The following is a 14,243-nucleotide window of genomic DNA, read 5'->3' as shown; positions in this document are numbered from 1 at the left end:
TCCTTTTTCCTAGGGTTACGAGAGGTCGAACTGCCCGGCGATCTGCTGAATCCGCACGATCACGAACTCCGCCGGCCTGACCGGTGCGATGCCGATCACGACATTGACCACGCCGCGCTCGATGTCGGCGTCCGTCGTGGTGTCCTTGTCGCATTTGACGAAGTACGCCTCGCGCGGCGTGGCGCCCTTGAAGGCCCCCTGCCGGAAAAGGTCGTTCAGATACGCCGACGCCTTGAGCCGGATCTGCTGCCACAGCTGTTCGTCATTGGGCTCGAACACCACCCACTGGAGGCCGCGGTGCAGGCTCTCCTCCACATGGAGCGCGAGCCGGCGCACCGGCACGTACCGCCACTCGCTCTCCAGCGCCTCCGCGCCGGCGAGCGTGCGCGCGCCCCACACCAGCGGGCCGACCACCGGGAAGGTGCGCAGGCAGTTCACGCCCAGCGGGTTGAGCAGCCCGTTCTCCCGGTCGGTCAGTTTCACCGAGAGGGACCGCACGCCCGCGAGCCGTGCCTCGGTCCCGGCCGGCGCCTTCCACACGCCGCGCTCCCCGTCCGTACGGGCGATGACGCCCGCGATCGCGCCCGAGGGCGGGAACGCCCGCAGCCGGCCGGTGAGCGGGTCGGTGAGCTGGAGCTCCGGGAAGTAGAGCGCCGCGTGGTCGCTGCGTACGGCGTCGAAGGCGCCGATCCCGGCGCGCGCGGCGTCCACGCTGCCCCAGGCCGACGGCGCGTCCACGAGCAGGAAGATCCGCCGCTCCCGGCAGAGCTGCTCGGCCGCGGAGAGCACGGTGACCATGTCCTGCGCCGACTCGTACGCCGAAAGCTCGGGCAGCGACAGCAGATTGACGTCGTCGACGTCGCGCAGCGCCTGGACACCGGTCTTGCGGGCCTCGCTGCCGATCAGGTCGCGTGGCCCCGGCGGGTCACCGTCCTTGCCGCCGTCGAGCGCGAAGACGGGCGGGTTGACCGATGCCTCAAGGCCGAGGTCGTTGGCGCACTCGCCGACGAAGCGCACGACGTCGTCGGGGTCGACGGAGCCGGCGACGACCTGGAGGCGGCGGCCGAAGGCGGTCACCTCGGCCCCGGCGAAGGCGTGTTTGCCCGGGGCGTCGGGCAGGGCGCGCAGCTTGCGCTCCAGCAGCAGGGCGAGCTCGGTGACATCGGCAGGAGGCTCGCCGTCGGTGTCGGGCTCGTGGAGGGTGAACTCCCGCTCCACATCGCCGATCTTGACCTTCAGCTCGACGTCCAGAGCGGGCAGTTCGGCGGCGAACGGCTTCGAGACCGTGCCGGAGGGGTCGGGGCGGTCCTCGTCCAGCGCCTTCACCCGGACGAGCGAGGAGCCTGCGTTGACGACCGTCTCGACGAAGCGGCCGTGCCCGGTGTCCATGGACAGACCGGTGAAGGTCTCCCGGGCCCCGCCGCGCGCGTCCAGGACATGGAGGTTGAACGTCCTGTCCGGGCTGGGCGTGTCGTGGTCGACGGCCACCCGCAGCCCGGAGCCCCAGACGCCGGGCTCCTTGGCGTGCACCTCGAGCACCGGGCACTCGCTGTGGCCCTCGGTGGAGTTGAGCGTGGTGCAGGCTTCCTCGCCGCTGCCCGCCTTCGCCACGCGGACGATCACGGCGACCGTGCCGCCGTTGCCGAAGAACTGGTGCACCGCGTAGCCGACGGCGCTGCGGGAGGTCAGCCCGCCGAAGCGGCGCTCGAACTCCGCGAAACTGGTGATCCGCACGGGTTGGTTGAGCGGACCCCGGCGGGTGTGTCCCACGAAAGCGGTCACCGACGTGGTGACCGAGGCGATCGTGCGAATGCTGCTGGGAACTTCCTCGATGTATACGCCGGGATAGCCCATGTGCGTCGGCATTCCCCCTCCATTCCCTTCGCGCACCAAGAGATGAGGAGGGGAGATGAAGGAATGCGGGCATGCGTCGGTGACGCCTGCGCACCCCTCGTTGTTCCCCCGTCACACACCCCGTGCGATATCGGTCTCGCAGGGCCATCAGCATGCGCGTGTGCTTGTGGCTCCTGATGCATGAGTGCCACTGGCGAGTCTCGTTCGCATCACCTTGCACGGTCAAGGACCCCTTTCGGTCAATCGATGATCTTCGTGCGATAGAAATGGTGGAGGGTGTTCTCGGTGGTCAGCGAGATACCCGCGACGAGATATGGAGGGCGGTTCACGAACGCTTCACAGGAAGGTTGGATCTTTCGTGGCTTTCCAGCCGAGTGGTACCGGCCCCGGCGCGCCGCCTTGGTGCCGATGTCGTACGGCTGTACGAGGTGTGCCCTGATAGTGACGTCACGGAGAGTGAATGAATCGGGAGACCTCCGGCCAACGCTGTGCGCCCCGTGCTCCGTCGGGTACTCGCAAGGTGCGGGCGGCGATTCTTTGCGACAGCACCGTGCCCCTGACCATGTGCGCAGGCGCTCCGCGTTCGCGCACGAGGTGCGCCGCTGCTGCCCGTTCGGTCCGTTCATCGGCGGCAGCCACACGACCCGGACCTGTGGTCGAGCCGTACCGCTTCGACCCGCAGCGCGGGGGTGAGGCCCGTGACGGTCACCAGCGCCCCGATGAGGACATCACCGTGGCTGTCCTGGCGGCTTTCTCCACCGCGCCGGCCGGGCTCGACCAGGATGCGCCCGAGCGGGATCTGGCGATCCCGCTCGGGCGCATCCCCACTGCCGCGCAGTGGATTCGTGCTCGGACCCGCTCCGCGCGCTCAGACCTTCTCGAAGACGATGCGCAGCACGGTGTAGCGCCGCTCGCTGAGGAACTTGAGCGCGACGCCCTGTTCCCTGATGATGTCCGACACCGCGTCCTTGCCGATGAGTTCGGCGCCCCGGGCCCGGTTGGCCTTGGCCCGCTCCATCCAACTGGCCACGGTCAGCTCGCCGTCCTCCGGGTCGCTCCGCTCCTCGCGGACGTGGAACAGCCCCTGGCTCGCCTCGATCAGCTCGGACCGGGTCGGCAGGAACACCTCGGGGAAGACCTTGCGCGATGCGTGCATGCCTTCCCTGATGTTCTTGATGCCGTCGTAGAGGTCTTTGGGGCCCAGTCGGCCGCCGCCGGACGCGCTACGCGGGTCCAGCCGCTCCGCCGGCAGCATCAGGGACGGCAGCCAGCCGCGGCCGTTCCAGGCGTTCGCCTGGAGTGACAGCCGGCCACCGGGGCGCAGCCAGGAGTGCGAGCGCTCGAAGAACTCGCGGTAACTGGCGACGCGCCGTGACCGCCGCACGGTGTTCCCGGAGAAGTGCTCGATCGCCTCGATGGCGATGATGGCGTCATAGGGCCCCTCGGGCCGGTGGTCGAACCAGTTCTCGACCCTGATCTCGCAGTGCGGCCACTGCCGGTCGCGGATCCACGCGGCCTGGCCCGGGCTCATCGTGAGCCCCACGGCGTGGCCCACGTTGTGCTTCTCCACCAGCCGCTGCATGAGGCTGCCCCAGCCGCAGCCGACGTCCAGCACGCGTTCCACGTCGACGGCGTTCGCCGCCCTGGCGTGGTAGTCGAGCTTGCGGAGCTGGGCTGTTTCGAGCGTGTCGCCCCGCTGCCACATTCCGTACGAGTAGACGAGCTCCGGCCCCAGCGTCAGCCGGTAGAACTCGCCCAGATAGTCGTAGTGATGACGGATCGCCTGGGAGGACGTGCCCTTGTAGACGGAAGCGGAGGATCTGTTCGATCCGAACAACACCATCACCCACCTGTCGGCTCGTGCGGAATTCTGGGGGCTGTGTGTCGGCCGGGTCGTGAAGGGGATGCGCTACAGCCCGGGAGGAAAACGGCTTACTTCGGGAGGAAATGCCCCATTCTGGCCACGGTCCATGCTAGCCGGGGGCGCACCCCCCGCAACCGGCGGCCATCACACGGGTCACACCGGATCGCTACCCGCTGTCACGGTGAAGAGCCCGCCGTCCGGGTCACGCAGCGTGACCGACGGGCCTGTCGGCCCGGTGTCCACGGTGGTGACGGCCACGCCGCCGAGCCGGGTGGCCCTCGCCACGGCCGCCTGGAGATCGGCCACCCGGAAGTGCACGTCCCAGCGCGGCCGCACATGGGGGTCGGGGGCCTCTTCCAGCGCGCCGCCGCGCAGCCGCGCGACCTCGGTGCCGCCCTGTCGCAGGACGACGTGGTCGTTCTCGTACGCGACCTGGCAGCAGCCGGTCTCGTCCTTGGCCCAGTCCAGGACCTCGGCATAGAAGATGGCCGCGTCGAAGGCGTCCCTGGTGCGCAACTCCAGCCGGGCCAGCGCCGCGTCGGGCCCCACCCTCCAGCCGGGGGCGACCTCGCCCTCCCAGACCCCGAAGACCGCGCCGTCCCGGTCGGCGGCGATGACCGCGCGGCCGGCGCCGACGGAGAGCGGCCCGACCGCGACCGTGGCACAGCGTTCCAGGATCCGGTCGGCGGCGGCGCCGGCGTCGGGGACGGCGAAGTAGGGCGTCCAGGCGACCGGGATCCCGCGCGGTGCCAGAGTGCCGATGCTCGCCACCGGGACGCCGTGGAGACGGGCGACGGAGAACTCCTCGCCCGGCAAGCCGCCGTGGAACTCCCAGCCGAGGACGGCGGCGTAGAAACGCCGCGCCGCCGCGATGTCCCGCGCCACCAGGCTGACCCAGCACGGGGCGCCGTACACCACCGGATCCGACGTCGACACCGCAGCCATCCCCATCGATCGCAGTCGCAAAGTGGAACCGTGCCACCATATCGCCGACTTGGCCGCCGGGCCGGGCACGACCGCCTGCCGCCGACGCCCGGTGGAACCCGGGGCAGCCGGGCGGCACCCGGCCCGTGGGCCCTCGGCATGCGGGCCGCAGCCCGCGGGGGCACGCTGGTCAGGGGACCACCGGCTGCCCGGCCGATGGTCGTCGAGAAAGGGGTGCTGCCATGTTCGTGAGACTGAGCACCTATCAGGGGTCACCCGTCCCCGCGGAGGGCGACCTGTCGGCGAGTTCGGAAGCGGTTGTCAAGCAGGTCCAGGACGTACCCGGCTTCGTGGGCGTGTACTACCTCGTGGACCGGGCCTCGGGGAAGGCGGTGTCGCTGACCCTGTGGGAGGACGAGCAGGCCATGCTCGACAGTGAGGAGCGGGCCGGCCGGATCCGGGAGGAGACCGCACACAGGGAGGGCCAGCGGATCGTTTCCGTCGAGCGCTACGAGGTGGGGTTCAGCCACTTCAACCGCTGAGCCGGGCTCCTGGCCCCGGCCACCCGGCGCTCGCCTGCATCCGGCGCCTGCCCCCCATCCGGCGCCTGTCTCCACCCGGTGCCCGCCCCGGCCGTCAACCGCCGGTCGTTCCCAGGAAGTGGAAGCCGGGCCGCGGATGCATCAGGAAGTCGTGGTGCGAGATGTTCCAGGCGTACGCACCCGCGAGCGCGAACACCACACGGTCACCGGCCCGCACCCCGCCCGCCGGGATCCGCACCCGGCGGGCGAGGACGTCCTTCGGCGTGCACAACTGACCGGCCAGCGTGACCAGGTCGCCCCGGGACACGGCCCGCGGCCACGCATGGGGCCAGTCGGCCACGGACAGCACGGCACAGGGCTGGTCGTGGCCCTTCGTCGCCGGCGTGCGCAGATGGTGGGTGCCGCCGCGCACCACCGCGAACTCCTCGCCGCGGCTGCCCTTCACGTCCAGCACCTCGGTCGCGTACCAGCCGCAGTACGCGGTCAGCGCGCGGCCCGGTTCGACGCGCAGCAGCAGCCCGGGCCGGTCCCCGACCAGGCGGGCGAGCCCGGCGCCGTAGGACGCCCAGTCGAACCGGGCCAGGGGGTCCTCGTAGTCCACGGTCATGCCGCCGCCGATGTTCACCTCACGCAGGGTGACGCGGTGGCGGGCGGCGAGGCCCATGGCCCAGGTGACGACGGACTCGGCGACCGCGAGCTGCGCCGTGGCGTCGAGGCCGCTGGCGAGATGGGCGTGGACGCCGTGCAGCTCCAGCTGCGGACAGCTGCCGTCGGTGAGCTGCCGCACCAGGACGTCGGCGTCGTCGGGATCGATCCCGAACGGCGTCGGCCGGCCGCCCATCGACAGCGCGCTCGCCGCGAGCGACGCGTCGGCGAGCGGCAGATTGACCCGCAGCAGCACCGCGACGCGTGCCCGGGGCACCACCCGGGCGGCGAGCTCCGCCAGCATGCGGAGCTCGTACGCGCTCTCCACATGGAACCGCTCCACCCCCGCCGCCAGCGCGGCCGCCGTCTCCGCCGGCGTCTTGCCGGGGCCGCCGAACGCCGTCGGGCGGTCCGGGACGGCCTTGGACACATGGGCGAGTTCACCGCCCGACGAGACCTCGAAGCCGTCCACGTACGGGGCGAGCGCCGTGAGGATCTCCCGTTCGGGATTGGCCTTCGCGGCGTAGTACAGCTCCACGCGCTCGGGCAGCGCCGCGCGGACGGCCGCCGCGTGGTCGCGCAGCGCGCCGAGGTCGTACAGATAGGCGGGCAGCTCATCGGCGGCGAGGGACATGGCGCGTTCGCGGACCGGGGGAGTGAGGAGCGGGTCCGACGGCGCCACGAGCGCCGGCCCGGAGGCCGGTGCGGTGGTCGGCCCGGTGGTCGGTCCGGTCATCGGGCGCTCCGGATGCCTTGGGTGCGGAGGGCGTCGGTGCGGATGCCGTCGGGGCGCAGGGTCTCCCGGCGGGCCGCTTTGGCCGGCGCGTCGGGGGCCAGCGGGGAGGGCAGCCGGACGTAGCCGGCCTGGCGGTCGGCCGTGCGCGCCCAGCGGGTGAGCAGATTGGCCTTGGCGGGCAGCGCTCCGCCCGAGAGCAGGGCGCCGAGCCGAGCCGGGCAGCCGTACGCGTCGGCGTAGGTGCGCAGTGCCCGGTGGACCTCGGACCACAGGGCCCGCTCGGTGCCCGGATGCAGATCGGCGAGGGCGGCGAGCAGCTCCGCGACATGGTTCACCAGCAGGCAGTACACCACCCGGTCCCAGCCGCGCCCGGCGTCGTACGTCAACGGGCCCGCCACCTCGGCCGGGAGCGCCGACAGCGCGGCGGCATGGCGGCCGGGCAGCAGCTTGGTGCCCTCCAGATCGCGGAAGAGGACCTGGGACGGGCGGCCGTCGGCGTCCATTCCGACCAGCACGTTCTGGAGGTGGGGTTCGAGGACCACCCCGTGGTCGAAGTACGCGGCCAGGACGGGCGGAACGAGCAACTCCAGATAGGCGCGCCACCACGACAGCACCGCTCCGGCGTCCGCCTCCGCGCCCGCGCCCGCGAGGAGCCGCGAGACCTGGGCGGGCCCCGTGGGGTACTCGTCGGCGACGGCGGCCGCGAGCAGCGGAGTGACCCCGCGGCGCAGATGGCGCCCGAGCCCCTCGCGCACGATCACGCCGAAGCCTTCGAGCAGCCCGGGCACGGGTCCCCCGTCGGGGCCGGGCAGGGCGAGGCTGCGGTAGGCCGGCTCGCGCAGCAGTCCGCAGCCGGGGAAGCGGCGGGACAGGTCCGCGAAGACCGGTTCGAGCAGCCGGGTCAGGGCGACGGCGCCTTCTAGCTCGTAACGCGCGTTCTTGCGGAGGCAGTTGGTGATGCGCACATTGAGGCTGAACTTCAGGAAGGTGTCGCCGTCGTAGAGCGTGCGCACCGACGCGGTGGCCGAGAAGGGCGTCCGGCCCGCACCGAGATCGAGGACGTCGCCGCTGCCGAGGGCCGCCCGAAGCGCCGGGTGGTCGTGCAGCAGCGCGTACTGCCAGGGGTGGGCGGGCAGCAGCCGGTACCCCTCGGGCACCGGCCCCAGCCGGTCCAGCGGTGCGAGCGCGCCGGGCTCGGCGCACCCCTCGACGGCCAGGTGGTCGCGTACGGCGAGCAGCCGCAGCGGGAAGGAGGCGGCGGCCTCGGGCGCGTACGCCGACCAGGCGGCGGGATCGCCGCCGCGGGCCTTGGGCGTCGGGTGGAAGCGGTGGCCGAGGACGAGGGACTGCTCGGAGGCCAGATACGCGGTCATCGGATCCCCGTCGGCGCCCGTGGCCGGGCGGGGGCGGGGGAGGGCGAGCGCCGCGGCGACGCCCCGGTGGCTGGAGGCGACCTGGTCGAGGAACTCGTCGTTGCCCGCACCCGTCAGGAGCGAGAGCTCCGCGTGCAGATGCTCGGCCAGTCGCGACCAGCCGATCGCGGACCAGCCGTCGTCGGTCTGCTCGGTGACCGCGCCGGAGAAGCGGTGGGCCCCGATCAGGGACGTACGGCGCAGGGCGACACGGAGCAGGACGCCGCGGCGCGGCAGCCGCACCAGCAGATGGCCGTCGACGACGGCGGTCCGGCGCTCGGGCCCCGACACCTCGCGGAGCAGGCAGTTGAGCAGCGTGTGGGCCACCGCCTCGTCGGCGGTGGGCAGTCCTGCCGGTGCGCCGGGGCGGTCGGCGGTGCCGCGGTCGGCGGTGCGGCGGTCGGTGGATCGGTGGACGGTGGAGTGGGTCGAGGTCATCGCCGGTCACACGTCCCGCAGGAGGTAGTTGGGACCGGTCGTGTAGTGCTTGTTGATGTCGGACGCTCCCGAGCGTTCCTTGGTGAGCAGAGTTCCCGCGGTGACCATGGCCTTGACGGGCAACCGCGGTGCGTCGAGCACATGTGCGCGCAGCACGGCGCCTGGCTCGCCCGGCCGGGTGCCGAGCCGCTCCACGGCCTCGGCGAGGCGGTCGCGCACGAGCCGCAGCAGCCGGTCCAGCGGGGCGCGGCCGTGCCGGGCGAGCCCGAACGCGTACGCACCCGCGCACAGATGGACGGTGACGGTGGTGAACAGATCGGCCACCGGGCGATCGCCGTCGCCGCATATCCGGGGGTCGTCGAAGGCGGACTCCTCCGGCAACTCTCCGCCGAGGGCGGCGCGCAGCCGCACGCGGTTGACGCGCGGACCGTCGTTGTCCTTGAGCAGCAGGCGCAGCCGCGGCCGGCCCGCGTGCTCGTCGAGCACCAGCGACACGTTCTGCTGGTGGGACTCCAGGGCGATCCCGTACCCGAAGAGCGTGGTCTGCCAGTCGAAGAGGAGAGCGAGCAGGGTGTCGAGGAGAGCCTCCGGATCGCCGCCGTAGAAGCGGTCGGCGAGCCGGTCGACGACCAGCCGGCCGCCGGGTGCCCGGGCGAGCAGCCCGGCCATCGGCACGACGACCGCGTCCTCCAGGCCCGGGGGCCAGCGGCGCACGAGCACGGCGAGGAGCTCATGGCCGGCGTGGGCATAGGAGCTCTCGTCGGCGAGCAGCACACTCCCGCGGAAGCGGGGCTCCCGTGTGATCACCGTGCGGAGCAGGCGCTGCGCCGCCGCTCCGTCGACGAGCGTGCCGGGTTTGACGGTGCGCCGGTTGAGTCTGCCGAGCGTGGAGGTGGCGAGGGGGAGCTTGAGATGGACCCCGGGCTCGTCCACCGGTGCCACGGTCCGCATGGACAGGGTCGGTACGACCTCTCCGTGCGGCTCCCCGGCGAGCACGGCACGGGTGTCGAGCCCCGCAGCGCGCAGCGCGTCCCGCAGCGGGCCCGCAGCGGTCAGCGGATGGACGGGCAGCGCGAGATGGCTGCCGTCGAGCCGCCCGGGCAGACCGAGGGCCGACGGACGCGGGCCGGGGACCGAACCCCGGACGGTGACCGCCTCCCGGGGCAGCGCGATCCAGCGCAGCGGGAAGCGGGGGTGGAACTCCGGGGCGTACGCCCGCAGGTGCGCGCCGGTCAGGCCGGAGCGGCCGCGCGCGGTCGGATAGACGGGGTGGTCGAGCCGGGCGGCGACGGTGTCATGGGCCAGGCCGCCGGAGAGTCCCGTCCAGTGCGCGGGGTCGGCGCCATGGCGCGCGGCCAGCAGCTCCAGGACCGCGTCGTCGGACGCGGCATGCAGCCGCATCGTGGCGAGCGTCTGCCGGCACTCCTCGGCGAACGCGTCGAAGCCCGGTCGGTCCTCGGGCGCGGCGAGCGCCTTCAGCGCGGTCAGGACCTCGTCGCAGCCGGCCAGTTCGACGGCCGGCCGCGGACCGGCGGACTCGACCAGCAGCAGGGGCAGCCGGGCGGCCCACTCGCACTGGAAGCCGTCCTCCCGTACGGGCAGCAGCAGCGCGTCACCGGGCGCATCGGGGGCCAGCCGCAGCCACGTACCGTCGGGCCGCTCGACCGCGGTGCTGCGGGTGCGCAGCCCGGCGACGTCCTCACGCAGCAGGGAACTCAGGACGCGTAGGAGCAGGTCCGCGTCCACCGAGCCGGCCGCTGCCGTCACGGGGTGATCTCCCAGCGCTGCGCGGCCAGGAACTCGGCGACCACCCGGTCCACCCGGCCCTGGTCGGTGCCCGTGGCCCGGACGACGCCCAGGAAGTCGCGGTTGGTGCGGTGGAGTTCATGCCGTTCGCCCACCCCGCGCAGCGGCCGGTACGCCAGCTTCACATCGCCGTACTCCAGGTCCGCGGCGGCGGGGGCGGCGGTCAGCGTCCCGGCCCGGTCTGCGCACGGATAGTCCAGCCGGGCCGCCACGCCGGTGCGTGCCCCCAGTTTCGCCGGCAGCTCTTCACCCAGATGCACACGGAGAATGTGCTCGAAGAGAGGTATGTCGAGCAACTGGGCGAGGAGCAGATCGCACTGGTCGCCGATGGCGCGGTAGTTGACCTCGATGAGGCGCGCCCGCCCCTCGTGCACCACGAACTCCGTGTGGCACGCGCCGAACCCGGCGCCGAGGGCGTCCAGCTGGGCCAGCACCTGGTCCGTTATGGCCCGGGGGTGCTCCGGGACGTAGCTCAGCCGCTCCTCCACGAAGTACGGCGGTGGCGACAGCTCGGTGCGGAACCCGCCCAGCACATGGCGTACCCGGCCGTCGCCGAGCGTCTCCAGCGTGTACAGCTCCCCGGGGAGGTACTCCTCGGCCACCAGCACCGCCCCCGGCCGGCGCGACCGGATCTCCTCGCAGCGCCGCGCGAGCCCGCCCGGCCCCTCGACGCGCACGACGTCCTCGCTCGCCACGCCCTCCCGCGGCTTGACCACACACGGGTAGGGCAGGCCCGTGGCGGCGGCCTCCGCGACCGGGTCCGTGCCGGGGTGGAGCTCGGCCGACCGTACGGTGTCCGCACCGGCGGCGGCCAGATGCCGGCGCATCTGCGCCTTGTCCTTGGTGCGCAGCGCCGCCCGCCAGCTCTTGGCCGGGAGGCCGAAGTAGGCGGCGGCGAGGGCGGCCTGGGTCTGGAGGTGATCGCTGTTGGTGAAGACGGCGTCCGGCGCGTGGCGACGGGCCGAGATCCGGGTGATCACGGCGTGGAAGTCCCGGACGTCGCACTCAAGGACCTCGACGTCCGCGCCGGCGGCCGCCCGGTGCGCCTCGGGCCGGTCGGTGAGCACGGTGAGGCCGAGGCCGATCCGGCGGGCGGCGGGGAGGAATCCCTCGGTGACCGAGTCGGTCGGGTTGAGGGCAAGCAGGTACATCTGCATGAGGGATCACTTCCGCGCAGCCGGGTGCATGGCCCGGCGAAGATCCGGGACACGTGGCGAGAGCTTAGGTTAGGCACGCCTAAACCTGTCAATTCGCCGCGACACGGCCCCGGTTGACGCGGAAGGATCTTCGTATGGGTAAGGTGAGCCTTGCCTCACCCCTCCCCCCTGTTTGCTCATGTGCTGAGGAGCGTCCGTGACCCTGGCCCCGGCATGTCCATCGGCCGGAACCGCCGTGAGCTGCGCCTCCCTGCTCGCATCGGTCTACCGGCGGCTCACCGCCCTCTGCCCGTCCTTGCGGGCGGACACGGCGGAACCCTGCTCCCCGGCCGGCCAGGGCTGGGCCGACGGCACGGAACTGGCGGCCCGTCAGGACCTTCTCGACACCTTCCTCGACGCCGAGTCCCGGCGCATCCGTCACCGGTACGGGCACGAGGCCCGCCCCGACGTCGTCGCCTCCCGTGCGCTGCACGACTACCTCTGGTCCGTCTGCCTGCTGATGAGCGGCCCCTGGTACCTGGAGCGCCGGGTCCCGCGCGTCCGCCCGGCGGACGTCCGGGTCAGCCTCACCGCGGGCGAGTACCTCATCGTGCCCGGCGCCTTCGCCTGCCTCCCCGACGACCCGGCCGCCCAACTGCCCGGCGCCCGCGTGCTGCCGGACGAGGAAGCGCTGCGCGACGAACTGCGCCGCGCGGTCGCCGACCTCGTACGCCCCCTGCTGGCGGCGACGGCCCTCCGACTGCGCCGGGGGCCGCACGCCCTGTGGGGCATGGTCGGCGACGACCTGGTCTCCGGCCTCTGGTACCTCGGCCGGATGCTGGGCCGCGAGGAGGACGGCGTACGGGCGGCCTCGGAACTGCTGCCGGGCCCCGTACCCCCGTTCCCGGGCGGCGCGGACTTCCGCCGTCTGACGGGCCGCGACGGCCGCTCGTACCCGACGCGTACGCGTCGCGGCTGCTGCCTCTACTACACGATCCGCCCGGCCGAGGCGTGCGGCACCTGCCCCCGTGTCTGCGACGCCGAGCGGCTGCGCCGCCTTGAGGGCGAGGGCTGAGGTCCCCGTCCCCGGAGGTCTCGCCCGGACGAACGGGTGGGCGGGGTGCGGGCGCTGTGTGCGCTCGTACCCCGCCCTTTGGCGTGTGTGTGGTTCTGCGGGTGTGTCAGAGGACCTTGGAGAGGAAGGCTTTGGTGCGGTCGTGTTGGGGGTTGGTGAGGACGTCGCGGGGGTTGCCGGATTCGACGACGACGCCGCCGTCCATGAAGACGAGGGAGTCTCCGACTTCGCGGGCGAAGCCCATTTCGTGGGTGACGACGATCATGGTCATGCCGTCTTCGGCGAGGCCGCGCATGACGTCGAGGACGTCGCCGACGAGTTCGGGGTCGAGGGCGGAGGTGGGCTCGTCGAAGAGCATGAGTTTGGGTTCCATCGCCAGGGCGCGGGCGATGGCGACGCGTTGTTGCTGGCCGCCGGAGAGTTGGGAGGGGTAGTTGCCGGCTTTGTCGGCGAGGCCGACGCGGTCCAGGAGGCGGGCGGCGCGTTCTCTGGCGACGGATTTGGTTTCGCCCTTGACCTGGACGGGGGCTTCCATGACGTTCTCGATGGCGGTCATGTGGGGGAAGAGGTTGAAGCGCTGGAAGACCATGCCGATGTCGCGGCGTTTGAGGGCGACTTCGCTGTCCTTGAGTTCGTGGAGTTTGTCGCCTTTTTGCCGGTAGCCGACGAGTTCGCCGTCGACGTAGAGGCGGCCTGCGTTGACTTTTTCGAGGTGGTTGATGCAGCGCAGGAAGGTGGATTTGCCGGAGCCGGAGGGGCCGATGAGGCAGAAGACTTCGCGGGGGGCGACTTCGAGGTCGATGCCTTTGAGGACTTCGATGTGTCCGAAGGACTTGTGGACGCCTTCGGCTTTGACCATGGGTGTGGTGGTCATGCGGCGGCTCCCTTCGGGCGGCGCATGGTGAAGACGCTGGTTTTGATCTTCTGCCAGGGGGTGGGGGGGAGGGTGCGGCTGGAGCCGCGGGCGTAGTGGCGTTCGAGGTAGTACTGGCCGACGCTGAGGATGGAGGTGAGGACGAGGTACCAGGCGGCGGCGAGGAAGTACATCTCGACGGGGGCGCCGGAGGTTTGGCCGATGTCCTGGGCCTGGCGGAAGAGTTCGGAGAATTGGACCACGGAGACGAGGGAGGTGGTCTTGAGCATGTTGATGACTTCGTTGCCGGTGGGCGGCACGATGACGCGCATGGCTTGGGGGATGACGATGCGGCGCAGGGTTTTGCTGTGGCTCATGCCCAGGGCGTGGGAGGCCTCGGTTTGTCCTTCGTCGACGGAGAGGAGGCCGGCTCGGCAGATTTCGGCCATGTAGGCGGCTTCGTTGAGGCCCAGGCCGAGGAGTGCGGTGAGCAGGGGGGTCATGAAGTCGGACCACTCGTCGCGGTAGACGGGGCCGAGGTTGATGTATTCGAAGACCAGGCCGAGGTTGAACCAGACGACGAGTTGGACCAGGACGGGGGTGCCGCGGAAGAACCAGATGTAGAACCAGGCGATGGAGGAGGTCACCGGGTTTTTCGACAGGCGCATGACGGCGAGGAGGATGCCGCCGAGGATGCCGATCGCCATGGAGGCGACGGTGAGCAGGAGTGTTTTGAGGACGCCTTCGATGATGCGGTTGTCGAAGAAGTACTCGGGGATCGCGTTCCAGTTGATCTTGCCTTGGGAGAAGGCGTAGATGATCAGCCCGAACAGGGCGATCGCCACGACGGCGGCGACGTAGCGGCCGTAGTGCCGGACCGGAACGGCCTTGATGGCCTCCGGCCCGGCATCGGGAGCCGTGGTCTTGGTGGCGCTGTTCATTGACACGGGAGTGTTGC

Annotated in this window: 11 protein-coding genes; 2 read left to right on the top strand and 9 right to left on the bottom strand. The window is 71.7% G+C overall.

Going from position 1 to position 14,243, the window contains the following annotated elements; all coding sequences use genetic code 11:
* Positions 1 to 15 precede the first annotated feature (15 nt).
* From KK483_RS00870 to KK483_RS00860, 3 genes are all read right to left on the bottom strand, one after another.
* Entirely contained in the window at positions 16 to 1,866 is a 1,851-nt protein-coding gene (locus tag KK483_RS00870) for a phage tail sheath C-terminal domain-containing protein (RefSeq protein WP_262002881.1), read from the bottom strand.
* A gap of 856 nt (positions 1,867 to 2,722) precedes the next feature.
* Positions 2,723 to 3,697, bottom strand: coding sequence for a cyclopropane-fatty-acyl-phospholipid synthase family protein (locus KK483_RS00865; protein ID WP_262002879.1), 975 nt, complete (start codon positions 3,695 to 3,697; stop codon positions 2,723 to 2,725).
* Between the two features lie 174 nt (positions 3,698 to 3,871).
* Positions 3,872 to 4,663 carry a VOC family protein gene (locus tag KK483_RS00860; RefSeq protein ID WP_262002877.1) on the bottom strand — a complete coding sequence of 264 codons (792 nt, stop codon included), beginning with the start codon at positions 4,661 to 4,663 and terminating at the stop codon, positions 3,872 to 3,874.
* Between the two features lie 221 nt (positions 4,664 to 4,884).
* Here KK483_RS00860 and KK483_RS00855 point away from each other — a divergent pair, with 221 nt between their 5' ends.
* Positions 4,885 to 5,184, top strand: coding sequence for a hypothetical protein (locus KK483_RS00855; protein ID WP_262002876.1), 300 nt, complete (start codon positions 4,885 to 4,887; stop codon positions 5,182 to 5,184).
* Between the two features lie 94 nt (positions 5,185 to 5,278).
* Here KK483_RS00855 and KK483_RS00850 read toward each other — a convergent pair whose 3' ends face one another.
* Genes KK483_RS00850 through KK483_RS00835 form a run of 4 tightly spaced genes read right to left on the bottom strand, consistent with a single transcriptional unit; the run spans position 5,279 to position 11,378 of the window.
* Entirely contained in the window at positions 5,279 to 6,565 is a 1,287-nt protein-coding gene (locus tag KK483_RS00850; RefSeq protein WP_399012960.1) for a type III PLP-dependent enzyme, read from the bottom strand.
* Complete coding sequence (locus KK483_RS00845) at positions 6,562 to 8,415, bottom strand: IucA/IucC family siderophore biosynthesis protein (protein ID WP_262002874.1); 1,854 nt, start codon at positions 8,413 to 8,415, stop codon at positions 6,562 to 6,564. The genes KK483_RS00850 and KK483_RS00845 overlap by 4 nt, the downstream gene beginning before the upstream one ends.
* Before the next feature lie 6 nt (positions 8,416 to 8,421).
* Positions 8,422 to 10,182, bottom strand: coding sequence for an IucA/IucC family protein (locus KK483_RS00840; RefSeq protein WP_262002872.1), 1,761 nt, complete (start codon positions 10,180 to 10,182; stop codon positions 8,422 to 8,424).
* Entirely contained in the window at positions 10,179 to 11,378 is a 1,200-nt protein-coding gene (locus KK483_RS00835) for an acetyl-CoA carboxylase biotin carboxylase subunit family protein (protein ID WP_262002870.1), read from the bottom strand. The genes KK483_RS00840 and KK483_RS00835 overlap by 4 nt, the downstream gene beginning before the upstream one ends.
* A 196-nt stretch (positions 11,379 to 11,574) precedes the next feature.
* On the opposite strand from KK483_RS00835, the gene KK483_RS00830 reads away from it, so the two are divergent.
* On the top strand, positions 11,575 to 12,432 hold the full coding sequence (locus KK483_RS00830) for a (2Fe-2S)-binding protein (RefSeq protein WP_262002868.1): 858 nt from the start codon (positions 11,575 to 11,577) through the stop codon (positions 12,430 to 12,432).
* A gap of 106 nt (positions 12,433 to 12,538) precedes the next feature.
* Here the strand turns inward: KK483_RS00830 and KK483_RS00825 are convergent, their stop codons facing one another.
* Positions 12,539 to 13,306: an amino acid ABC transporter ATP-binding protein gene (locus tag KK483_RS00825; RefSeq protein ID WP_313877800.1), complete on the bottom strand. Its 768-nt coding sequence runs from the start codon at positions 13,304 to 13,306 to the stop codon at positions 12,539 to 12,541.
* Positions 13,303 to 14,226 (bottom strand): amino acid ABC transporter permease, encoded by a 924-nt coding sequence (locus tag KK483_RS00820; protein ID WP_262002866.1) that lies wholly within the window; start codon positions 14,224 to 14,226, stop codon positions 13,303 to 13,305. The genes KK483_RS00825 and KK483_RS00820 overlap by 4 nt, the downstream gene beginning before the upstream one ends.
* Positions 14,227 to 14,243: the final 17 nt, after the last annotated feature.

The sequence above is a fragment of the Streptomyces sp. FIT100 genome, assembly GCF_024584805.1.
GTDB lineage: Bacteria > Actinomycetota > Actinomycetes > Streptomycetales > Streptomycetaceae > Streptomyces.
This window is presented reverse-complemented; position numbering and strand designations above follow the sequence as displayed.

Bases quoted from the DNA above. Each gene is read 5' to 3' on its own strand.
- KK483_RS00850 (WP_399012960.1), bottom strand. From the start codon at position 6,565: ATGACCGGACCGACCACCGGGCCGACCACCGCACCGGCCTCCGGGCCG.
- KK483_RS00820 (WP_262002866.1), bottom strand. From the start codon at position 14,226: ATGAACAGCGCCACCAAGACCACGGCTCCCGATGCCGGGCCGGAGGCC.
- KK483_RS00855 (WP_262002876.1), top strand. From the start codon at position 4,885: ATGTTCGTGAGACTGAGCACCTATCAGGGGTCACCCGTCCCCGCGGAG.
- KK483_RS00845 (WP_262002874.1), bottom strand. From the start codon at position 8,415: ATGACCTCGACCCACTCCACCGTCCACCGATCCACCGACCGCCGCACC.
- KK483_RS00865 (WP_262002879.1), bottom strand. From the start codon at position 3,697: ATGGTGTTGTTCGGATCGAACAGATCCTCCGCTTCCGTCTACAAGGGC.
- KK483_RS00870 (WP_262002881.1), bottom strand. From the start codon at position 1,866: ATGCCGACGCACATGGGCTATCCCGGCGTATACATCGAGGAAGTTCCC.
- KK483_RS00825 (WP_313877800.1), bottom strand. From the start codon at position 13,306: ATGACCACCACACCCATGGTCAAAGCCGAAGGCGTCCACAAGTCCTTC.
- KK483_RS00860 (WP_262002877.1), bottom strand. From the start codon at position 4,663: ATGGCTGCGGTGTCGACGTCGGATCCGGTGGTGTACGGCGCCCCGTGC.
- KK483_RS00835 (WP_262002870.1), bottom strand. From the start codon at position 11,378: ATGCAGATGTACCTGCTTGCCCTCAACCCGACCGACTCGGTCACCGAG.